Origin of the sequence: Pseudoalteromonas rubra, assembly GCF_005887095.1 — a bacterium.
GTDB classification, from domain to species: domain Bacteria; phylum Pseudomonadota; class Gammaproteobacteria; order Enterobacterales; family Alteromonadaceae; genus Pseudoalteromonas; species Pseudoalteromonas rubra_E.
Map to the genome: position 1 here is coordinate 1 of NZ_PNCI01000023.1, position 21,264 is coordinate 21,264.

Annotated in this window: 18 protein-coding genes and 1 other RNA gene; 9 read left to right on the forward strand and 10 right to left on the reverse strand. The window is 47.8% G+C overall.

Features of this window, described 5'->3' with window-relative positions:
• Window positions 1-599, forward strand: a 599-nt coding sequence (locus CWB99_RS10885; RefSeq protein WP_138686209.1) for an IS5 family transposase, incomplete at its 5' end; no start/stop codon positions are given.
• A 194-nt stretch (window positions 600-793) separates the two neighbouring features.
• On the opposite strand, the gene ssrA is transcribed toward CWB99_RS10885, so the two are convergent.
• Window positions 794-1,150, reverse strand: a transfer-messenger RNA (tmRNA) gene (gene ssrA, locus CWB99_RS10890).
• A 587-nt stretch (window positions 1,151-1,737) separates the two neighbouring features.
• Between ssrA and CWB99_RS10895 the strand changes: the two genes are divergently transcribed.
• Window positions 1,738-3,372 carry a DUF342 domain-containing protein gene (locus tag CWB99_RS10895; protein ID WP_138552409.1) on the forward strand — a complete coding sequence of 545 codons (1,635 nt, stop codon included), beginning with the start codon at window positions 1,738-1,740 and terminating at the stop codon, window positions 3,370-3,372.
• A 49-nt stretch (window positions 3,373-3,421) separates the two neighbouring features.
• Here CWB99_RS10895 and rnt read toward each other — a convergent pair whose 3' ends face one another.
• Window positions 3,422-4,087: a ribonuclease T gene (gene rnt / locus CWB99_RS10900; RefSeq protein ID WP_138552410.1), complete on the reverse strand. Its 666-nt coding sequence runs from the start codon at window positions 4,085-4,087 to the stop codon at window positions 3,422-3,424.
• 278 nt (window positions 4,088-4,365) lie between these two features.
• On the opposite strand from rnt, the gene CWB99_RS10905 reads away from it, so the two are divergent.
• Entirely contained in the window at window positions 4,366-5,241 is an 876-nt protein-coding gene (locus tag CWB99_RS10905; RefSeq protein ID WP_138546393.1) for a flagellar protein MotY, read from the forward strand.
• Window positions 5,242-5,285: 44 nt separating this feature from the next.
• Here the strand turns inward: CWB99_RS10905 and mnmC are convergent, their stop codons facing one another.
• Window positions 5,286-7,271, reverse strand: coding sequence for a bifunctional tRNA (5-methylaminomethyl-2-thiouridine)(34)-methyltransferase MnmD/FAD-dependent 5-carboxymethylaminomethyl-2-thiouridine(34) oxidoreductase MnmC (gene mnmC, locus CWB99_RS10910; protein ID WP_138552411.1), 1,986 nt, complete (start codon window positions 7,269-7,271; stop codon window positions 5,286-5,288).
• A gap of 180 nt (window positions 7,272-7,451) precedes the next feature.
• Here mnmC and fabB point away from each other — a divergent pair, with 180 nt between their 5' ends.
• A complete protein-coding gene (gene fabB / locus CWB99_RS10915) occupies window positions 7,452-8,666 on the forward strand; it encodes a beta-ketoacyl-ACP synthase I (RefSeq protein WP_138552412.1) in 1,215 nt (404 codons plus the stop codon).
• A 65-nt stretch (window positions 8,667-8,731) separates the two neighbouring features.
• Here the strand turns inward: fabB and smpB are convergent, their stop codons facing one another.
• Window positions 8,732-9,211: an SsrA-binding protein SmpB gene (gene smpB / locus CWB99_RS10920; protein ID WP_046004234.1), complete on the reverse strand. Its 480-nt coding sequence runs from the start codon at window positions 9,209-9,211 to the stop codon at window positions 8,732-8,734.
• Window positions 9,212-9,340: 129 nt separating this feature from the next.
• Here smpB and CWB99_RS10925 point away from each other — a divergent pair, with 129 nt between their 5' ends.
• Entirely contained in the window at window positions 9,341-9,778 is a 438-nt protein-coding gene (locus CWB99_RS10925) for an SRPBCC family protein (protein ID WP_046004233.1), read from the forward strand.
• A complete protein-coding gene (locus tag CWB99_RS10930) occupies window positions 9,775-10,098 on the forward strand; it encodes an RnfH family protein (protein ID WP_138552413.1) in 324 nt (107 codons plus the stop codon). Before CWB99_RS10925 ends, CWB99_RS10930 begins: the two co-directional genes overlap by 4 nt.
• 62 nt (window positions 10,099-10,160) lie before the next feature.
• Here CWB99_RS10930 and CWB99_RS10935 read toward each other — a convergent pair whose 3' ends face one another.
• The 5 genes from CWB99_RS10935 to CWB99_RS10955 all read right to left on the reverse strand — a co-directional run bounded on the left by CWB99_RS10935 (window position 10,161) and on the right by CWB99_RS10955 (window position 13,847).
• Window positions 10,161-10,613, reverse strand: a complete 453-nt coding sequence (locus tag CWB99_RS10935) for a DUF2069 domain-containing protein (RefSeq protein ID WP_138552414.1) — start codon at window positions 10,611-10,613, stop codon at window positions 10,161-10,163.
• Window positions 10,610-11,161, reverse strand: a complete 552-nt coding sequence (gene wrbA, locus CWB99_RS10940) for an NAD(P)H:quinone oxidoreductase (RefSeq protein WP_054017103.1) — start codon at window positions 11,159-11,161, stop codon at window positions 10,610-10,612. Before wrbA ends, CWB99_RS10935 begins: the two co-directional genes overlap by 4 nt.
• Before the next feature lie 4 nt (window positions 11,162-11,165).
• Window positions 11,166-11,513: an arsenate reductase (glutaredoxin) gene (arsC, locus tag CWB99_RS10945; RefSeq protein WP_138552415.1), complete on the reverse strand. Its 348-nt coding sequence runs from the start codon at window positions 11,511-11,513 to the stop codon at window positions 11,166-11,168.
• A 215-nt stretch (window positions 11,514-11,728) separates the two neighbouring features.
• Window positions 11,729-13,180 (reverse strand): M48 family metalloprotease, encoded by a 1,452-nt coding sequence (locus CWB99_RS10950; RefSeq protein ID WP_138552416.1) that lies wholly within the window; start codon window positions 13,178-13,180, stop codon window positions 11,729-11,731.
• A gap of 1 nt (window position 13,181) precedes the next feature.
• Window positions 13,182-13,847: a hypothetical protein gene (locus CWB99_RS10955; RefSeq protein ID WP_138552417.1), complete on the reverse strand. Its 666-nt coding sequence runs from the start codon at window positions 13,845-13,847 to the stop codon at window positions 13,182-13,184.
• A gap of 373 nt (window positions 13,848-14,220) precedes the next feature.
• Here CWB99_RS10955 and CWB99_RS10960 point away from each other — a divergent pair, with 373 nt between their 5' ends.
• Window positions 14,221-15,297 carry an AI-2E family transporter gene (locus tag CWB99_RS10960; RefSeq protein WP_138552418.1) on the forward strand — a complete coding sequence of 359 codons (1,077 nt, stop codon included), beginning with the start codon at window positions 14,221-14,223 and terminating at the stop codon, window positions 15,295-15,297.
• A gap of 149 nt (window positions 15,298-15,446) precedes the next feature.
• Window positions 15,447-17,723: an aminotransferase class V-fold PLP-dependent enzyme gene (locus CWB99_RS10965; RefSeq protein WP_138552419.1), complete on the forward strand. Its 2,277-nt coding sequence runs from the start codon at window positions 15,447-15,449 to the stop codon at window positions 17,721-17,723.
• A 34-nt stretch (window positions 17,724-17,757) separates the two neighbouring features.
• Here the strand turns inward: CWB99_RS10965 and CWB99_RS10970 are convergent, their stop codons facing one another.
• Complete coding sequence (locus CWB99_RS10970) at window positions 17,758-18,792, reverse strand: LacI family DNA-binding transcriptional regulator (RefSeq protein ID WP_138552420.1); 1,035 nt, start codon at window positions 18,790-18,792, stop codon at window positions 17,758-17,760.
• Window positions 18,793-19,181: 389 nt separating this feature from the next.
• On the opposite strand from CWB99_RS10970, the gene pgi reads away from it, so the two are divergent.
• On the forward strand, window positions 19,182-20,825 hold the full coding sequence (pgi, locus tag CWB99_RS10975; RefSeq protein WP_138552421.1) for a glucose-6-phosphate isomerase: 1,644 nt from the start codon (window positions 19,182-19,184) through the stop codon (window positions 20,823-20,825).
• Window positions 20,826-21,264: the final 439 nt, after the last annotated feature.

Genomic DNA, 21,264 nt, shown 5'->3' on the forward strand with positions numbered 1-21,264 from the left:
GACCAAATACCAGTACTTCCGTAGGCATTGATATCGTGGTTGATAGCACCGGTTTGAAAGTATTCGGGAACGGCGAGTGGCACGCAAGAAAACACGGCGCAAACAAACGCCGGACATGGCGAAAGCTGCATCTGGCCGTTGATGCAAATACACACCAAATAATAGGCGCTGAGTTGTCTACAATCTCCGTAGCTGATTCAGAAGTTCTGGGTGATTTACTCAGACCACTGCGCAGGAAGATCAGCTCGGTAAAAGCGGATGGCGCTTATGATACCCGAGGCTGTTATGCCGAAGTGGCAGCCAAAAAGGCCGACGCGGTGATCCCACCGAGGTGCAACGCGCAGTTGTGGGAGGATGGACATGCTCGAAACAGCGCGGTTATTTTAACAAAGCATATAGGTAGCAGTGAGTGGAAAAAGTGTGGGAACTACCATCAATGCTCTCTGGCGGAAACAGCAATGTACCGGTATAAACAGCTAATGGGTGACAAGCTGGTCAGTCGTGGATTCAATCAGCAGCACACTGAAGCGATGATCAAAGTGAAAGTGCTCAACAGAATGGCTGGGCTAGGTATGCCTGAATATCAGGGAAACAGCTGAAGTCGCAGCGTTTCCTAAGCTATTTGGATTTGATCAACAAGGCCCTATAGGGCGTAAAAGTACACCAATATCACGTGCTGAAAACGTGCTATTTCGTATCACATTTTCAGCACACTGTAACCACTATAGAAACACCCCTTAAAACAAAAACCCCATCAAAAACAGTGTTTTGATGGGGTTTTTGTGTTGCTATGTGGTGGAGCTGGGGGGATTTGAACCCCCGTCCAGAAAGCGTCGACCTTCGGTCCTACATGTTTAGTATCGTCTTTTGGTTAACCTTTAAGTCTCGGACGAACACGATAAGTAAAGGCGAGGCCGCTTAGTTTTAGCCCTTCAACCCCGGCCAGGGTTTCCGTAGCGATCTTGTGTAGGGTGACACTCCAGAACCAGAACCACAAGCATTTCATGGAGGAGTGCTAGCGGGCTATTATGCCGCTAGAGCGTAGTTATCGTCGTTTGCGATTACTTTAAATGCGGCTTTTTTACGAGGCCAACCGCCCCTCGACATGCACCTCAGGCTTCATGAATCCTGTCGAATCCTAATCAGCCCCTGAAATCTCTTTCAGTCAGTAAGTGTGATTATACCCAATAAAATCCCTAAAGCTCAAGCTAAGTTTGCCGATAAGTATAGTGATAAGAACTACTTGGCGGTTTTATACTCAAGTCTCATTTACAATCGTTTATATTTTGTGTAGTTGAGCGGCTGGTTGGGCTTAACAATTAGGGAAGGTTGTGCTCAAATAAGGCAAGGCGATGGTTGTTTTAACTTGTCGCTGTAAGTCAGTTTGACCGGTTCGTACCTGTTTTAGCTAGGTTCGAATTTTGGCTGCATCTTAGATTATGGGAAATATAGCACTTTGGTTGTATTTTTTCCAAATTATTTTTGTTGTTTGCCAAGATTAGCTTGCATAGGCAGGTGCAACTGTAAAATGATGGGACTTGATGCTGGTGCACTAAAAAGCATGCGTGCTTTTATGGCGACGGCATAACAAGCTGTTTTCTGTTTAGACTCTATACAGATTGTCAGCAAGGATGCAATACAGTATCAGAGGTTACACAGCGGCCCTTGTCCTATGTATAGACCTGGTAGTGCATAATAAATTTAATAACATCATGCATAATTTTCGGGAAGTAAGTGATGTCTTTGTTTCATTTTGATGAGGAGTCAGGGTACGTTACAATTAACGAACACCCTGCAAATACCGGATTTCCGGCCAGTTCCGCGCAGCTTGTTGAAGCGCTGGAAAGCTCTCCTTATGCCGACTTTGATATCATACATGCCAATATCGGGCAGTTGTTTTCGCCGTCGGACGATAGAGAAAAGGATTCCTTAATTGTTGCTAAGGCGGTTGACGCCGAGCTGTCTATTCGGGTTGACGACAACAATATGATGGCCGAAGCACGACTGACGACAGCGCGGGGCGGCAAAATGGTGACCATGGAGCAGGCCCGTGAAGCGCTAAAATCGGCCGGGGTAAAACGCGGGATCAGCAAGCAAGCATTGGATACCTTCTTAGGTCAGCAGTTTGAGCAGTCTCCTGGTAGTGTCTATAGCGGTATTGTTGCCCACGGTCAGCGTGCCAAAGATGGCACTGACGCCAGATTTGTCCGTTTATGTATGACAGCGCAGGACAGAGTTCTAAGCCCGCAACAAAAAGACGGTGGTAAGGTTGATATGCGTGACCTGGGGGCCATCATTACCGTCAGCCCCGGCAGCCCGCTGATGAAGCGTGTGCCGCCAACGCCAGGCGAAGAAGGGTATTCTGTATTTGGTGATGTGCTTGAGCCCAAACAGGGCAAAGACTTTGCGCTGGAAGTACCGGAAGGTACCAAAATTTCTCCCGATGATCCTAACCTGTTAATTGCTGACTCCAAAGGGGTACCCGTGGCTATCCCACGCGGTATTCGAGTGGATGACGTGCTGTGTTACGACCAGGTGGATGTTACGACGGGCCACATTGAGTTTGATGGCAGTGTGATTGTCAGTGGTGATGTTAAAGATGGCATGAAAATCAAAGCGTCTGGCGATATCACAGTGATTGGCTTTGTTGAATCTGCACACCTTGAAAGCAATGGCGCGGTGACAGTTATGCTGGGCGTAATAGGTCGTAAGCGCGAAGAGGGTGAAGATTTCAGTTGTTGTATAAAAGCAAAACGCACCGTTTCAATTGGTTATGCACAGTATTGCCATATTGAATCTGAGCAGGATCTGTTAATTGAGCGTCAGGTGTTACATTGCGATCTCAGAGCCAAGCGCATGATCCGGGTCGGAAAAGGCGATACGCCCAGAGGCAAACTGATAGGCGGTACTGTATTCGATGCCATGCGTATTGAAGCGGGTGAAGTGGGTGCACCGTCGGGAACCCGAACGCGTATTACGCTGGCGCAGGACTGGCATATGCTGAAGAAAAAACAACAAGAATTCAAAGATCTTGAAAAGCGCCTTACCGATAAAACCCTTGCCCTGAAACGGGCCCAGATCAAAGCGCAGAAAGCACCGGCTTCCACCAAACGGGACGCCTATCTCAGTAAACTGGCTGTGAATGAGCAGCAACTCAGTAAACACTACGCGCGTAATCAACGCAATATGAAGCTGGTACAGCACAAGCTGGCAAGACTATTAAAGATGAGCCGGATCAAAATCAACGAGTTAATGCATCCGGGTATCGAACTCACCATTGCCAGAGACAGCAAGTCATTCTCGCGGATTTATCCGCCGCATTCGGTATTGCTGGACGAGGGCAAGATCACTCAGGAATTTGCTACACAGTAATGTTGTTGCGATACCTGTGGCAGGTATCGCACATGATGTCATCTCTCGGCTATTGAGCCGGCTCGTCACCCTCTTCATCCGACATGTCAGGTAAAGGCCAGCCACCCAGTGCCTGCCACTTATTTACGATATGACAAAACAGCTCTGCGGTGCGTTCGGTATCATACAGTGCAGAGTGTGCCTGACTGTTGTCAAACTCAATTCCCGCGGTACGACAGGCTTTAGCCAATACCGTCTGTCCCAATGCCAGCCCGGCCAGCGAGGTGGTATCGAAACTTACGAACGGATGAAACGGGGTACGCTTGATTTTGCAGCGCTCGATGGCGGCATTTAAAAAGCCGTGATCAAACGCAGCATTGTGGGCCACCACCACCGTGCGCTGACAGCCTGCGGCCTTTTGGGCTTTGCGTACTGCTTTACAGATCTCTTTGATTGCTTCTTCTTCGTCTACTGCGCCGCGTAAGGCACTGAAGGGGTCTATGCCATTGAAGTCTATCGCTGATTGTTCAATATTGGCACCCTCAAAAGGCGCAACATGAAAATGAACCGTGTGGTCCAGGCTGAGCAGGCCCTGGTCGTCCATCTTGAGCATGCTGACGGCAATTTCCAGCAGTGCATCGGTGTCTTTATTAAAGCCTGCGGTTTCAACGTCAATGACGACGGGAAAAAAGCCGCGAAAGCGCTTTGCGAATAGGGTTTGCTCTTGTTCTGCCATAATCTGCTTGGTTTACTAATTTGAGCGGCCTATTATACTGATCAGAATTAAAGATGCGAACTTAGTGGCGCGTTTCCTGCTTCTGTGTGCATAGGTAGCAGTACAGCCGTCATATCAGGTGTACCGTTTAAGGCTCTGGTGTCAGAACTCTGCCGTTCAGGAGCTTGGATTTAAGGCACGATTATTGCTTTGACTTTCAGTAAGACGCCAACGAAAGGCTGCCCTGTTTGCGGTCGCCGCGTCTCGTTCGGTATTTTTGTTCAAAGCGGAGTAAAAGCGTGAAGTTTAATACAAACCTGATCATTGCCACGACATTGAGTATCCTGACGCTTCAGGCGCAGGGCGCAATGCGGCAATACTCTGCCACGGCAGACAGCTCGCAATGGTTTGTCGACAGGACCACCCGGTTGTCGTGCGCGTTATCACACGAAGTTCCTTATTATGGTGAAGCAATTTTCTCTGCAACCGCAAGTAAAAACAAAGACCTGACCTTTAATCTGGATATGGTTGTAAGGCCCGATAGTTACGACTTTGCCGGGCTGGAATCGGTGCCGCCTGCCTGGCGCGCGGGTATGCCGGCCCGGGTAATGGGTCAGATGAAGTTGTTGAAGAAATTTGATGGTGAACTGACTAACGACATTTCCTGGGAAATGCTGACTGAGCTTGAAAAGGGTTATTATCCCACTTTTTATTATCAGGACTGGCAAAACCAGCACGACCAAATCTCAGTGGCGCTGTCTTCGGTGAATTTTAAAAACGCCTACTGGGAGTTTTTGCAGTGCCGCGACAATTTATTGCCATACAGCTTTGAAGATATTGCCTTTACTGTGATGAATTATAAGTTTAACAGCAGCGAGCTCACCAAGTCGTCGCGCAAACGCCTGGATATGATCGGGGAATACCTCAATAACGACCCTGAAATTGAGTCGATTTATATTTCGGCTTACACAGACAGCTACGGCGGCCGCTCGGTTAATATGGCGATGTCGAAAAAACGGGCGGAAGCCATTAAAACTTACATGGCGTCAAAAGGCATACCGGAAGATAAGATAGTCACTGACGGCTTTGGTGAAAAGCGTCATGTTGCACCAAACGATACACCCATCGGGCGTGATAAAAACCGCCGCGTGGTGATCCAAATCTCCAAACCATAATAGCAAGGCTCCCGTTTTGGGAGCCTGATGGCATTACACATTATTTAGATTTTATTCCTGATCAAATCCCGGACCACAAAGCGGGCAGGGTGCAGTGCCTGATTCAGCCGCTCGCTGAACGGGCGGGGCTCGTCACATAGCGCTGCCACCAAGTGCTCTGTCACCAAAGGCGCACTACACAATCCGCGTGCGCCAAATCCGGTCACTACATGTAGACCTTCATGGGGTTGCGTTAGTGGTTCAAAATCATGATGTTTGCCCCGGCGCAGGTTCGCAAAAGCGTCGCACAGACTGGTTGGATCCGGTACCTGACCTATCATGGGGAAGTGATCGTTAAAGCAGCAACGTACCGCCGCTTTGGCCCCCGTTATTTCTCCCAGGCTCTGATCAAACTGTGTATCACCATAAAAGCCCTGTAACTGAGCACGGTTGGTGGCATTATCCTGCTCGGTGACTTCCCGGCCCTTGCTGTATTTTTCAAAAGTCGCCCCCATACAATGTTCGCCCTGCAGGCTGGGTGTAAAGTAGCCTTTGTGGCATAACACTGTGGTGAGCTCTGAAGAGGCTTCACCGGCCTGGATATGAGAAACCTGGCCCCGCACACCATGCAACCCTAAATGCTGTGTCTGAGAAAACCCATCGCTGTGCTCACCACCACATACAAAGACGTCAGAAAACGGCCCCTGCCACTGAGTATTAACGAGCAGATACCAGCCATCTTCACGTTTGTCGAGTTCGCTGACATCAGCATTAAAGTGCTGCTGACCCGGGCACTTAGCCTGTGCTGCGTTGTGGACGGCTTCGGTCAACTGAGGGGGACTTACCCAGCCGGCCTGTTCGATAAACAGGCCGTCAAACGGGGTGTCTATATTGGCCAGATTTTGTGCTTCTGTTACCGAGACATAGCGTATTAATGATTCTGGAAACAGCTCACTGCTGGCAATTTTCTGATGCTGTGTCCGTTTGCCATCGGTCACACTTTGCAGCAATACACCACACCAGTCATGGTCGTAGTTAAAGCCAGCCGCTTCAATGTGCTGATAAAAACGCCGCGCGTACAAAAAGCTTAGGGCATACAGCTCACTGGTGGTGCTGTACTCGGCCTGCAGGTTAGGGTAAACGGCGCCCTGGCGATTGTGTGATGCACCGCCGGCGAGGGTTTCATCTTTACAAAACAAGGTGGTGCTGATGTTGCGCTTGGCAAGCTGGTAGCTTAAACAGGCAGAGCCAATCCCACCCCCAATGACGGCAACACGCTCAAGCTTGCGAGCAGAGTGACGATAGTATTCAGGGTTGGTTGCCTGAGGATTCGCCTCGTTAAACTGACCGATCACCATTTCCCGCTTACGACCGTAACCTTTGACTTTTTGACAATCAAACCCCGCCTGTTGCAAGCCCCGGCGTACAAAGCCCGCAGCGGTAAAGGTGGCGAAGGTGGCATTGGTACGGCTCAGTGCTGCCATGGCATCAAACAGAGATTGTTGCCACATATCCGGGTTTTTACTAGGGGCAAAGCCATCCAGATACCAGGCATCCACCAGGCCACTGGGCGCATACGAGAGTTTAGGTAAGGAGGTATGTACATCGCCAAACCACAGATCCAGAATGACTTCACCGCCATCAAACTCAAGGCGATGACAGCCCTCAACGGCATCCGGGTATTGTGCGCACAATTGGTGTGCTTGATCCGACAAATCTGGCCATGCTTTTAAGGCTTGTCGTAAATCTTCAATCTTGATGGGGTATTTTTCAAATGAAATAAAATAAAGACGCTGAACGTTGCGCTGTGTTTTCAGGCGCTGAAACTGAGCCCAGGTATTAAGAAAATTCAGCCCTGTGCCAAATCCGGTTTCGGCAACCACAAAGTGGTCCCTGTCATGGTTGAGTAATCGGGTATTGAGCTTGTTCTGTGTATAAAAAACATAATCCGATTCTGCCTGACCGTCGTCGTTCGAAAAGTAGACATCGTCAAAGCTGTCTGCGACCGGTGTGCCTGCGTCGTTAAAGTGTATCTGGGCGTTGCGTATCATAATGTGTCTAAAAGTTCGCTACTGAATTGGCGTCTATTTTACGGATTTTATTTGCGTTCGTCCGTTGCATTTTAACAAATATCAGTTCAGAGTACGTGTGTACGCTGGAAAGCTGACCACTTGGTGCCTGGTTTCAGCGTAGAATACGCGTAAATTTAAAAAGTCCTAAGGGAATTACCCATGAGAAGAGCCGTTATTACGGGTATCGGTGTAGTGTCAAGCATCGGTAACAACAAGCAAGAAGTACTAGATTCTTTGAAAGCGGGTAAAAGTGGTATCGCTTTTAACCAAGAGTTCGCAGATATGAATCTGCGTAGCCAGGTATCGGGCAAGCTGGATATTGACGTTAAGTCTCTGGTTGACCGTAAAGCACATCGCTTTATGGGAGATGCAGCTGCATTTTCTTATATTTCAATGGCGCAAGCGATTGAAGACTCAGGTCTGGCCCCTGAGCAGGTTTCTAATGAGCGCACGGGTCTTATCGTCGGTTCTGGCGGTGGTTCATCTAAGTACCAGGTTGAAGCCGCAGACATTCTGCGCGAGAAAGGCGTTAAGCGCGTTGGTCCTTATATGGTACCGCGTACGATGGCCAGTACGGCGTCTGCCTGTCTTGCAACACCGTTTAAAATCAAAGGTGTTAACTATTCAATCAGCTCTGCGTGTGCAACGTCAGCACACTGTATTGGTAATGCGGTAGAGCAAATTCAGTTGGGCAAACAAGATGTGATCTTTGCCGGTGGTGGTGAAGAGCTGCACTGGACCCTGGCTATGGAATTCGATGCGATGGGTGCATTGTCTACCAAGTATAACGAAGCACCAGAAACGGCTTCACGTACGTACGATGCAAACCGTGACGGCTTTGTTATCTCTGGCGGTGGCGGTATCGTGGTGGTTGAAGAACTTGAGCACGCACTGGCACGTGGTGCACACATCTATGCTGAAATCGTAGGTTACGGTGCGACATCAGATGGCTATGACATGGTTGCACCGTCAGGCGAAGGCGCAGTGAGATGTATGAAGCAGGCAATGCAGGATCTCGAAGGTCCAATCGACTACCTGAACACCCATGGCACTTCAACGCCGGTTGGTGATGTGAAAGAGCTGGGTGCTATCCAGGAGCTGTTTGGTGACAACTCTCCGGCTATCAGTGCGACTAAAGCAATGACAGGTCACGCTCTGGGTGCTGCTGGTGTTCACGAAGCGATTTACTCAGTGCTGATGCTGGAAAATAACTTCATTGCACCATCTATCAACATTGATGAGCTGGATGAGCAGGCACAAGGCCTGGATATTGTAACTGAAATGCGCGAGCGCGAGCTGAACACTGTGATGTCAAACAGCTTCGGTTTTGGCGGCACTAACGCAACTTTGGTGATGCAAAAGTATAAAGGTTAATGGCTTTTGCCATTAACCCAAAAAAACCGCCAAAAGGCGGTTTTTTTATGGGTGTCTGACAGCAATTAAGCTTTATGTTTCATCAGACGTTCTTTGTCGCGCGACCAGTCTCTGTCTTTGATGTCGGCGCGTTTGTCGTGCATCTTTTTACCTTTGGCCAGGTGGAATTCAAGTTTTACCCAGCACTTTTTCCAGTACATGGCGGTGGCCACCAGTGAAAAGCCATCACGCTCGGTTGCACCGATCAGGCGGTCAATTTCGCGCTTTTTAAGCAGCAGCTTGCGATAACGCATCGGGTCACAAATGACGTGCGTTGAGGCGCTGTTTAATGGCTGAATTTGACTGGCAAGCAAAAAAGCTTCGCCGTCTTTAAGGTGAATATAGGTATCGGTGATATTGACCTTGCCGGCGCGGATGCTTTTTACTTCCCAGCCCTGGAGTTCAATACCTGCTTCGAACTTGTCGTGTAAAAAATACTCATGACGCGCCTTTTTATTCAGCGCTATGGTATTGCTATTTGATTTGTTTGGTTTTTTCTTTGCCATAATGGCGTAGTCTACCTTGTATATCGGCGCGGATCAAAAATTGTGGTTATTTTCCCCCAGTCGCCTGTCACAAACAAGATAAATCTTGAAAACCTTGGTAAAATCGCTTTGTTAGAGTTTGGAGAGCGTATGCCACAAGTAGAAAAAAGTGCGTTAGTGATGTACAGCACACAAGAGATGTTTAACTTGGTCAATGATGTTGACGCTTACCCCGCTTTTTTGCCTCATTGCTCTGGGGCACGGGTGATTGATACTTCCGATCAGGGCATGACAGCAAGCCTTGAAATCTCCAAGGCGGGCCTGACCAAATGGTTTACCACTAAGAACCAGTACGAAGGCAACCGGGTCAGAATGCAGCTGGTAGACGGTCCGTTTAAATCCTTACATGGATATTGGGAGTTTATCGAACTGGACGAACAGGCCTGTAAAGTGTGTTTAAAGCTTGAGTTTGAATTTGCCAACAAACTAATTGAGCTGGCATTTGGCCGCATCTTCAATGAAGTTGCGAAGAACATGGTATCGGCCTTTACACAAAGAGCCAAAATAGTATACGGAGTACGTTCATGATCCAGGTTGAAGTGGTATTTGCCTTGCCCGACAAAGCCACAACGCTCAGTGTTGATGTAGCTGAAGGGACATCGGTGGAGCAAGTGGTGCTGCAAAGTGGTATTTTAGAGCGCTGCCCTGAAATAGACCCAACCAATTTGAGTCTGGGGATCTGGAATAGAACGGTCAAGCTGAATCATGTTGTCCGAGCCGGGGACCGGGTTGAGGTGTATCGTCCGCTGATAGCCGACCCTAAAGAAGCGCGTCGTCGCCGTGCAGAAAAGGCCAAAGAAGAAGGTCGGGCCAATAAAATCACAGGTGGCCGCCCACTGTCTAACTAAGGCTCAAATATGAGCAGGCCACCGAGTTAGTGGGTTATATTCACTGGCGTGGCCTGTACGATTTATTTCTCTTCGTCCTTCTGTTCACCCTGTTCGTAGGCTGCTTTTTCATCTGCCAGGTCTTGCTTCAGCTTACGGATCTTTAGCCCCAGCTCCTGGCCCCTGTGTCTGGCATAGTACGTACAGCCAATAAACATACAGGTGGCAAAAAACAACTCGAGTAAGATCAAGGGCATTTCTTCAGGAGACACCCATAACAAGGTTAGCCCGTGTGTAAAGTAGATCAACACGATGAAGTTGGCCCAGGCATAAGTGTAGGGCTTGTCCTGAATAATGCCTTTCAGTGGTAACAGCAGGGGTAAAATATACACTGCAAATACAAAGCCTGTGCTGTAGCCTTCACGCGGTGCCAACACAAACAACCACAAGGGCATGAGAATTAATAAGCCCACATACCCAATAAGGGCTGAGGCCTGAAAGCGTTTTGTAACGGATTTTTTGGGGATCTGGCTCATGATAATTTATTGCTAATGGTAAACAGTCGTTTTGCAAGTGCCCGACAGATTTTCAGCTCTGTGTCTGTCAGTTCGCTGCTATTGTCCATGCCGGCTACATGGGTTGCGCCATACGGCGTGCCACCACTGGTGGTCGACAGTAACTCTGGCACATCGTAAGGCACACCCATCAACAGCATACCATGGTGTAGCAGTGGCAAGGACAGATTGAGCAGAGTTGCTTCATTGCCGCCATGCATGCTGCTTGAAGAAGAAAACACACACGCTGGTTTGTCGATAAGCTGGCCTTTGAGCCAGATATCACTGGTTGTTTCCCAGAAGGTTTTCGCCTGCGATGCCATCATCCCAAAGCGCGTTGGTGTGCCAAAGGCCAGCGCATCGCAGTCTATGAGATCTTGCTTAGACACCACAATGTCATGGGCTTGTTTTGCAACAAAAGTGCGTAGTCTGACTTGTGCACCATGAAATTCCAGAGTTTCTGCAATTTCATGTGCCATGGCTGCAACAGAGCCATGGCTGGAATGATATAAAACTAAGATCTCAGGCATAGGATCACAGAATATCCAGAACGGATTCAGGTGGGCGACCAATGGCGGCTTTGTCACCTTTCACTACGATTGGTCTTTCGAGCAACTTTGGGTTTTCCAGCATTGCCTGACGAATACGCGCTTCATCGCTGTCTTTGCTCAGGCCCAGCTCTTTGTAGAGTGTTTCTTTGCTGCGTACCAACTGATGTGCAGAGGTAAAGCCTAACTTTTGTAGCAGAGCACTCAGGGTGTCTTCATTAATAGGTGTTTTAAGATATTCGACAACCTCAGGTTGAATGTCACGTGACTCCAGTAGAGCCAGAGTTTCACGAGATTTTGAACAGCGTGGGTTGTGGTAAATCGTAACTGACATATAAGATCCTTTACGGTATTAATATTTATCTGATTCAGCGCAAATTGTACCGTATCCTGCAAGCCATGCCTACGTTTTTCAGGTCGAGTCTCTGCTGCATGAAGTAAAACAGAGCGGCCTCTTGCCCAGCTTTTAGTGGTGAGGTGAGTCGGTGCTTGAATGGATACCCTGAGCGTATTACTTTTCCAGTTTACGCTCAGGGGGGGCCGACAGATTTAGAGTTTAGCCAGCTCTTTTTGCATATCCCGGTACTGAGTCAGTAACGCTTTTAAGCGCAGCCGGCGCACGGTTTCTTCCTTTTCGACGTGATTAAGTGCCTTCTGAATTTCGTCCGCTGCCCGCATAAAGGCGCCATAGTGGCTCAACAAGCTGGCCTGGCTTTCATGATAGTCCGCTTTGGATTCCATTTTTTTATAGGTATCCGTGAGCAGCTGCCGCGCCAGCACATGCCCTGGCTTTTCCAGTAGAAAAACTTTCAGAAGTTGCTCGGCCAATTTATATTGCTCGCTTTTAATGGCGACGTTGGCATAGTTGAGCGTGATAACCTGATTGTTGGGCCTAAGCTCATGTTTCTCGCCTAGCAGCTTAGTGATCGCTGTATAGTCTTTTTTTGCCAGCAGCAGATCTGTGTATACGTCAAGGTAGAAGAGGTTGTTTGGCTCGGCATTTAATAGCTTGTCCATTATGCTTTGTGCCTTGTCCAACTTTTTCTGATCCAGATAAGTGATCGCCAGTCCATATTCAAGCGCACTTTTGTCCAGGTCGGAAGATTGTCTTAACGCCTGTTCAAAATAAGCTTGTGCTGCTTTACCCTCCAGTTGGTATCTGGCGATAACCCGACTTTTAGCCAGCTGGAACTGTTGGCTTTTTGGCACATACCTTTGTTGATATTGCTGCGCACGCAGGCGAACATCCGACACCCGGGAGTCGGGCAGTGGGTGAGACATTAAAAAGACCGGCGCTTTGTTTTTGAAACGCACCTGGGCGGCCAATTTGCTCAAAAACTCACTGGATGCATTTGGGTCAAAGCCCGCATTATACAATGTCTGCATGCCAAATCGGTCGGCTTCTTGTTCGGCTTTTCGGCTGTGCGTTAGCTGACTTAGCGCTGACTGAGTTGAACTGGCCGACAAAATCGCCATACCTGCGTCGGGGGCGATCACGGTGGCCAGAATACCGGTGATCATACCCGCAATTGTCAAAGCGCTGTTGTCTTTGGCTTGCTGGATCCTCCGAGCCAGGTGGCGTTGGGTAACGTGGGCTATCTCGTGGCCTAATACAGACGCAAATTGACTTTCGTTGTCGGCCTGTGCCATCAGCCCGGTGTGTACGCCAACATGCCCACCATAAAACGCAAAGGCGTTTATATCTTTATTATCAATCCAGAAAAATGAAAAGGGAAAGCGTACATCATTGGCGTTGGCAACCAGTTTATTCCCCAGCGCTGAGAGGTATTCATCAAGCACTGGATCCTGCACAAGCTTAGAGCCTGAGCGGATCTGCATCATCATGATTTCGCCGATGGCTTGTTCTTTATCTATGGGGAGCACTTGTACCGCAGAAGTGCCCAAATCAGGTAATTTCAATGAGGACTGAGTGAAGCCTGAGGTCGAAACAGTCAGTGACAGGGCACACACAGATGCCTGAAACAGTTTTTTTAACTGCATTCTAATCCTTATTTATATCATCGCCGAGCATGATCTTGGCAATGTCCACTTCATCGCTGCATGCCCGGGCGTCTTTTTCGCATAACATATAAAAGTCTTTTATTGAGACCCCATCAACCTTAATAACGTTCAATTCTCGTTGCAGCATGGTCAATGTTTTATGTACCACTTTGTGCGCATGCAGGATCAGCGCTTTGTCTGCGGTATCGCCCCGGTCGAAATAAAAAGCGATAAATTTATGCAGCTGGTTGAAACGCAACAGGACTTTCATGGTATGTGGGTCCCAGACGTTAAACTCAAGATATTTATTGTCTTTAAGGTATCTGTCTACTTTGACCCCCTTGGCAATGGGATAAGCCCACAACTCAAAACCGCGGTCTGTAAATACCTGATGAAGAGATAAAGCGGGCGCTTTATCACAGTGAATAAGACCATTTTGATCTTCATATCCACCAAGCAAAGATAAGTTCCAGTTCCGTTTGTCTAATAAACGTTTAACGGCATGATCAAATCCATGTTGAAAAATCCCTTCGCCTTCGCTAACCGAAGAGGCGACAAGATGATAAAATGGTGGCAACTCACCCCAGTTAATTTGTTTTTTAAACCAGTTTATTTCTTTTAAGGTTGGGTTGTCAGGCAAACGCGCCTTGTTGTTTGCACCAGGCATGTGAAAATCCGAAAAAACACTATCTCTGTTATAAGGATAACGCATTGACCGAGTTCAGGCTATACGGTTTGCAGACAGAGTAAATCTGAAATGTGCTAAGGTACAGCAAAAGAGTTGTAATAGGTTGAAAGTAGAATTAAATAAGGCCCTAGCAGAGTGATAGAATATGATTTACGCCCTTTGCGGTGTCCGCAGCTATTTGTTCAGTTTAAGTGGCAGCTTAAGCAAGCAAGACTTCAAACGGATGCCGTGCGGTTTTTTTACACAAAAGAACAAGACCTGCGAGATATAATGCGCTATTTAGACAGTCAAGATATGGTATTTCAGCATAATCAACAGTCAGAACCATTTTTTATACAAGTGGAGTGTGTAAATGATTGAACTCATTAAGTCCTGGTATCGGGCCAAGTTTTCAGACCCTAACTCAGTGACACTGTTGCTGATGTTACTGGCAATGGCCGCGCTGCTGTATTTCTTTGGGACTTTTATCATCCCTGTATTAGTGGCGATAGTGATAGCCTACCTGTTGGACTGGCCCGTAACTCGTCTGCAGCGGCTGGTGCCTAGCCGGCAGATGGCGACCAACATTGTAATGCTGGTGTTTGTGAGTGTCATGCTGGCGCTGATGTTCGGCATTTTACCGGTGTTATGGGCGCAAACCAGCAACCTGGTGCAAGAGGCGCCGACTATGATTGAAGAAGGCAAGTACTATTTGTTGCATTTGCCCGATACCTATCCGAACCTTATTTCTGCGGAGCAAGTGCAAAACCTGGTTGGGACGGTTGAAACTAAGTTATTTGAATTTGGCCAGCAGGTGGTCTCTGCGTCTTTGACATCGATTAAAGACGTGGTGGCCTGGCTGATTTATCTGGTACTGGTGCCCCTGTTAGTGTTTTTTATGCTCAAAGATAAGAGCCAGCTAACGACAGGACTGCTGCAACTGGTGCCAAAAGAAAGGCGCCTTATTAATCAGGTTTGGGAAGAAATGGACCACCAAATCATGAACTACATTCGGGGCAAAGTCTTTGAGATCATCATAGTGGGCTTATCCAGCTTTGTGGCGTTCACCATTTTGGATCTGCGTTATGCAGCTTTACTCGGCACTTTGGTTGGTTTCTCGGTTTTAATTCCCTTTATTGGAGCTGCGGTGGTCACTTTGCCCGTTGCTGCGGTTGCGCTGTTTCAGTTTGGGGTCGCACCTGAATTCTGGACTGTATTAGTGGTCTACGGTGTGATCCAGGCATTAGATGGCAATGTCCTGGTGCCTTTGCTGTTTTCAGAAGCGGTTGATCTGAATCCCGTCTATATCATAGTTGCCGTGTTATTTTTTGGCGGTCTGTGGGGGTTCTGGGGGGTGTTTTTTGCAATTCCTTTGGCCTCGCTGGTAAAAGCACTTCTTAATGCCTGGTCAACTCAGCATCAGGAATATCTGGCCTCTGAGGCTGACTAATCTCTCTCATCTGACAGGTGGCGAATTCGCGTCACCTGTTGCTTTTGTGCTCCTTCCCGAATGTTATCTTGTACCATTTTGGAATAACGATCTTCATTTATACAGCAAATGATTATTATGCTTGCTCTGCCTTTTGTGTAGAATGGAATATGATATTCTATATTGTTATAAAGGAGCGCCGTGTGATCCAGTCTGAACAAGACCAATTAATCTACCTCGATGCTAATGCCACTACGCCGGTATTGCCCGAGATTGCCAAAGTCGTGGTACATACCATGCAAGTTTGTTTTGGTAATCCTTCCAGTGCCCATATTACGGGTGTACAAGCTAAGCACCTGATGGAAGAGGCCAGAAATAAAGGTCGGGAGGTGATTGGGGCAACGAGTGGTGAATTGCTCTTTACCTCAGGCGCAACAGAAGGAATACAGACTGCCATTGTGTCTGCGCTAAGTGATTACGTTCAGCAAAGTCACAAGCAATATGCACAACCCGTTCTGATGTACGGCGCGACAGAGCATAAGGCGGTGCCAAATACGCTAAAGCACTGGAATCGCTTACTTGGTCTGAATGCGCAGATCCTGGAGATCCCGGTAGATTCGAGAGGTTTACTGGATCTGGACTTTATCGCTGAGCATATCGAGCAGGCCGTGATGATTTGTACCATGGCTGCGAATAATGAAACCGGGGTTAAGCAGGATCTGGCTTGTCTGGAGCAGGTGATCCGCGAGGGTAACACACAAACGGCCTGGATGGTGGATTGTGTACAGGCGCTGGGGAAACTGCCGCTTAAGCTGTCTCAAACTACGATCGATTACGCCCCGTTTTCAGGACACAAACTCTATGCACCTAAAGGGATTGGGTTTTTATATATTCGTAGCGGTAGTCCCTATACTCCCTTTATCGCAGGAGGCGGTCAGGAATCAGGCATGCGTTCTGGTACAGAGAATATCCCGGGTATCGCTGCGCTCAGTAAGCTGTTTGATATGTTGCTCGACAAAGATAATTCTCCCTTTAATCCGGTTGCGCAGCTTGAAAAACACCGCAGTATGCTGGCTGAAGCCGTGGAGACAACGTTTAAACAAGTCACCTTTCATCATGATTTTGCGCTCTCGGTCCCGACAACATTGAATTTTTCGGTAGATCACCTGACCAGCAAAGAGGTGATTGACCTGCTGGATGCGGCGGGTATTCGTGTCAGTGGTGGCTCCGCCTGTAGTTCGGGTTCCAGTCGAAGCTTTGTTCTGGATGCGATGAATGCGCCTGACTGGCAAAGCGAGAATGCCATTCGGCTCTCATTTGGACCTGCTGACAGTGAAGCCCAGATCCGTCATGCATGCGATACGCTGAAAAGTCTCAAGCCAATATTAGAGAACAATTGCCTGGTGGTGTCGGATAGCACTGCACCGGAGCAGGAAGCATGTGCGGTTGGGTTAACTCAGCTACGTCATCAGGGCGCTTGCTGCTGGCTGTATGTGACGACCGATAAACAAGCGGTGATCGTTGATCCGGTTCCGGAGTTGGTACCCAGATTGCAGCGTTTACTCGACAAGCAGGGGCTGGGTTGCAGTGCATTACTTAAGACGCACTTGAGTGAACAAGCTGCTGATGCCGTGAACCTGTTGGTCCACAATCTGACAGATAATAGAGCGGTAGATGAGTTTGGTTGGCCCGAAGGCGAGTCTGGCGGCTTGTTGCAGGGGACGTTGAAAAAGCTCTCTCTGGCAGATAATGATACTCAAGAGTGCTGCTACCTACTTATGCAGGGTGAAGATGTCTCGGCTTGCTTTGTTGGTAAGCTGTTATTACCTCAGGGATTGGGAGATAGTCAGGGTGAAACCTCACGTGCGATGTCAATGGCGGCAACGCTGCTACGTCTCAACGAGCAGCTTGATGACAACAGCCTGATATGTAGTGCACTGGACTATCAGCAGTGTTTTGCTATCAACTGGCATGCTCAGGTGCAGATCAGCCCGCTCCTGGGGCGTTTGCTGAATGGGGCATGCTCTACGGATGAGTTTGTGAAGCAAAAAGCTAGTATTGATCGCGACTCAACCACATTCAGAGAACGTTTCCTTGGTGCACTCATGGACGCGGCAGTACCATCGGTTCAGTCGCTCAACAAAACGGCTGCTGAAGATTGGTTGCAATCCCATCAGGGTGTGATTATTGACTGTCGCGAACCTTATGAATCGGATGTGTCGAGACGAGGTATCACAGAGTTGTTCGGTGATCTGGCCTCTGGCCGGGTGTTGAATATTCCGTTGAGCAGAATGACGGACGTGCTGAGAAATGATGCTTTGAATTCATCGCAGCATTATCTGCTGGTATGTCGAACAGGCAACCGCTCAATGCAAGCAGGTAACACGCTTGCTCTACTTGGTTTTGACAAGGTAGCCAATTTGGCGGGCGGGTTGGCGCTGAATTGATGTATATTTGCCCCGGCCTGCCGGGGCATGCTGTTTAGCGAGGTGCCGGGCCGGTACTTTCTCGTACCACCATACTTGGTGTAAATGTGGTAATGACGTCTTTATCGTGATTACGGCTACCGCGGGTTTTAGAAAACAACAGCCGCGCAGCATGTTCAGATATCACGTTATTGGCCTGGTGTGCCGTCGTTAATTTTGGCCAGGTCTGGCGTGAGAAAGGGGAGTCCTCAAACCCGGAAATGGAAAGCTGAGCGGGAATCTCTATATTCATCAAACGCGCAGCAAATAACGCGCCCGCGGCCACCTCATCGTTACCGCCTAAAATTGCGGTGATCTGATTTGGGTTACCATCTTTGAGTAATGCTTTTGCACCATTAACACCGGATTCGAAAGAATAAGTCCCCTTATGTATAAAGTTTTCGTTAAAGGCTATTCGATGATCTGCTAAGGCTTGTTTGTAACCTGCCAGTCGTTCAGTCGTAGATTTGTGCTCTTCATCACCACAGACAAAGGCAATATGTTTGTGCCCCAAAGTAATCAGATGCTCAGTAATCTCATAAGCGGCTGCAAAGTCATCAACATAAATACAGTTTTTGGAATTTTCTTCCTGCTCGTTGTGACCAGACAATAAGCGAACATAGCTCACGCCCAGTTCATCCAGCATATCAATGATAGGTTGCTGCTCTGACAAAGGCGGAGTGAGTACCAGTCCGGCAAGGCGTGAACGCTTGATCATGGTCGCAATTTCTGTCTGCATATCTTTGTGCTGTGCGTTGCAAGGATGGATCACCAACTCGTATCCTTCTTCTTTACACCGAGACAACACACCATTTTGCATGTCTATAATATAGTAGGCATTGGGATTATCATAAACCAGCCCAATGGCGAATGAAGAAGTACCGGCCAGATTCCGTGCGGCGGTATTGGGTTGGTAGTTCAGCTCTTTGACGGCTTGCATCACCTGATCATAGGTTTTTTTGCGTACCGATGGTTCCTTGTTGATCACGCGCGATACGGTTTTCATCGACACGCCTGCGTGTTTTGCTACATCGTTGATGGTTACTTTCATCTTGTTTTTCTTCTGTGAGAGAAGGTGGTACTATATTGTGTACAAGTGACTAACTGCGTACTTTATAGCGCGATCATTGCGCATTCCTGATGACTCGCAGTTGGGTTTTTACTCGGTATAGTCCGTGCCTTGATTTCATAAAATGATCATTTGATGCTTCTAGTCTATCCAATTTACTCTCAAATTAGCAGCAAAAAATCTACCAAATAAATTAATGATACCGGTGTCAAAAAGTCAAAATTCGGGTATTATGCGCAGTGTAAAATTGATTATTAGCTATTTGACAGCGTTGTCATTTTAACTTATGTTTAACGCAATACACCGTTTAACACTTGTGATAATTACAATTTTTATTGTTTTGAAAACGCATCGTCACTAGGGGAATTTTTATGAGTTGCCGTACACAACGACAGAGTTGGCAGGCTTTAACAACAGCATCAGAGCAGCTGAAGACACAACATCTTAAATCTTTGTTTGAGCAAGACCCAGACAGATTTGAATTGTTTTCTCGTCAGATCCCGGGCTTGTTGTTTGATTTTTCTAAGCAACTCATAGACAAAGACACATTTGCACAACTTATTAAATTAGCGCAGGAATGTGATCTGGCTCAGTGGCGAGACAAGTTGTTTGCGGGTGAGAAGATTAATATCACCGAAGATCGTGCTGTTTTGCATGTTGCTTTGCGTAACCGAGCTAATACACCGATTTATGTTGATGGCGAAAACGTCATGGACCAGGTGAATACTGAGCTCGAGAAAATCAAAGCTTTCAGCCATAAGGTACGTAGTGGCGATTGGCGTGGTTATACTGGTAAGTCAGTTAAAGATGTGGTGGCAATTGGAGTAGGTGGTTCAAACCTGGGCCCTCAGATGGTCACAGAAGCGCTTAGCTCTTATGCCGACGATACGCTTAACGTCCATTATGTGTCTAATGTCGACGGTGTCCAGTTGGCCCATGTCTTGGGCAAAGTGTCCCCTGAAACGACTCTATTTGTTATTTCGTCGAAGACGTTCACAACATCGGAAACCATGACCAATGCACGTTCTGCTGTTGCCTGGTTTTTGGATGCGGCGCAAGACGAGGCCGAAGTGGCTAAGCACTTTGTGGCAGTCAGTACAAATCTTGAGAAGACCCGAGCATTCGGTATCGCCGACGAAAACGTGTTCACTATGTGGGACTGGGTGGGTGGTCGTTTCTCTTTGTGGAGTGCAATCGGGTTACCCATCGCGTTATACCTGGGCTACGACAAGTTCGAGGCCATTTTAGAAGGTGCCTTTGAGGTAGACGAACACTTTAAAAACGCACCGCTTGAGCAAAATATTCCGTTGATTATGGCGCTGTTGAGCGTCTGGAATACCAGCTTTCTTGGTTATCAGTCGCAAGCTATTTTACCTTATGATCAGGCTTTACACATGCTGCCTGCTTACCTACAGCAGGGTGAGATGGAAAGTAACGGTAAACATGTCACCTTTGACGGACAAACGGTACCTTACACAACCGTACCACTGATCTGGGGCATGACGGGCATTAATGGTCAGCACGCATTTTATCAGTGTCTACATCAGGGGAACGTGATTGTACCTGCTGATTTTATCGCCTCTGTGAAACCACAGCGCAACGTTGATAAACACCATGATATTTTACTGTCTAATTTCTTTGCTCAGACAGAAGCGCTGATGGCGGGTGTGAATGAACAACAGGTACGCGCAGACTTGGCGAAAAAAGGTAAGTCGGACGCTGAAATTGAGCGCCTGCTGCCGCATAAAATCCACGAAGGAAACCGACCTACAACGTCGATGATGCTGAATGAAATCGATGCCAAAGCGGTTGGTCGCCTGATAGCATTGTATGAACATAAAATATTCTGCCAAGGCATTATACTGGAGATTTGCTCCTTTGATCAGTGGGGTGTTGAGCTGGGTAAAGGGTTAGCCAGCGCCATTGAGGCCGAGCTTACGCAAGACGGAGTAGAGCACCCACACGACAGCTCCACAGCCGGATTGATTGCGTACTATAAACAGCATAGATCATAAAAACTGACAACTAGACAACCTAGTGTCAGGTGTCCGATTGCTACCAGGACACAAATGGAAAGAATACCTTTGAACGGGTAGCGCTGGAGTGCTTAGGGCCTGTATTTTTGTGAGAGGAATTACAGTGCCCCTAAGGCTCATTTTTTCAAATTTATTCGCTTTGTCATAACTTATCATGGGCAAGCGGGTAAACTGGTTTCAACAGAACCAACAAGCAGTGACGGAACAGACTCTTATTGGGGATGTATGACGTAGTCGTCACGACGAAGTACATACAGACGTATCAAATCGGCAATACGTTATCATCCCAACGGAATTTCGGCACAACAAACCAGGTATCATCAGCAGTACCGCTATGTTGTGCAATCGAATTCAAACCCAGCATGAAAGCAATGTTTGCTAGTCTACAGTCAGACTGGAAAACGGTTTTAACTAACGA

Excerpts from the sequence above, each read along its gene's own strand:
- pgi (WP_138552421.1), top strand. The coding sequence starts at position 19,182 with ATGAGTTGCCGTACACAACGACAGAGTTGGCAGGCTTTAACAACAGCA.
- CWB99_RS10970 (WP_138552420.1), bottom strand. The coding sequence starts at position 18,792 with ATGAAAGTAACCATCAACGATGTAGCAAAACACGCAGGCGTGTCGATG.
- arsC (WP_138552415.1), bottom strand. The coding sequence starts at position 11,513 with ATGTCAGTTACGATTTACCACAACCCACGCTGTTCAAAATCTCGTGAA.
- wrbA (WP_054017103.1), bottom strand. The coding sequence starts at position 11,161 with ATGCCTGAGATCTTAGTTTTATATCATTCCAGCCATGGCTCTGTTGCA.
- CWB99_RS10955 (WP_138552417.1), bottom strand. The coding sequence starts at position 13,847 with ATGCCTGGTGCAAACAACAAGGCGCGTTTGCCTGACAACCCAACCTTA.
- CWB99_RS10950 (WP_138552416.1), bottom strand. The coding sequence starts at position 13,180 with ATGCAGTTAAAAAAACTGTTTCAGGCATCTGTGTGTGCCCTGTCACTG.
- CWB99_RS10930 (WP_138552413.1), top strand. The coding sequence starts at position 9,775 with ATGATCCAGGTTGAAGTGGTATTTGCCTTGCCCGACAAAGCCACAACG.
- CWB99_RS10965 (WP_138552419.1), top strand. The coding sequence starts at position 15,447 with ATGATATTCTATATTGTTATAAAGGAGCGCCGTGTGATCCAGTCTGAA.
- CWB99_RS10935 (WP_138552414.1), bottom strand. The coding sequence starts at position 10,613 with ATGAGCCAGATCCCCAAAAAATCCGTTACAAAACGCTTTCAGGCCTCA.
- CWB99_RS10960 (WP_138552418.1), top strand. The coding sequence starts at position 14,221 with ATGATTGAACTCATTAAGTCCTGGTATCGGGCCAAGTTTTCAGACCCT.
- fabB (WP_138552412.1), top strand. The coding sequence starts at position 7,452 with ATGAGAAGAGCCGTTATTACGGGTATCGGTGTAGTGTCAAGCATCGGT.
- CWB99_RS10895 (WP_138552409.1), top strand. The coding sequence starts at position 1,738 with ATGTCTTTGTTTCATTTTGATGAGGAGTCAGGGTACGTTACAATTAAC.
- rnt (WP_138552410.1), bottom strand. The coding sequence starts at position 4,087 with ATGGCAGAACAAGAGCAAACCCTATTCGCAAAGCGCTTTCGCGGCTTT.
- smpB (WP_046004234.1), bottom strand. The coding sequence starts at position 9,211 with ATGGCAAAGAAAAAACCAAACAAATCAAATAGCAATACCATAGCGCTG.
- CWB99_RS10925 (WP_046004233.1), top strand. The coding sequence starts at position 9,341 with ATGCCACAAGTAGAAAAAAGTGCGTTAGTGATGTACAGCACACAAGAG.
- mnmC (WP_138552411.1), bottom strand. The coding sequence starts at position 7,271 with ATGATACGCAACGCCCAGATACACTTTAACGACGCAGGCACACCGGTC.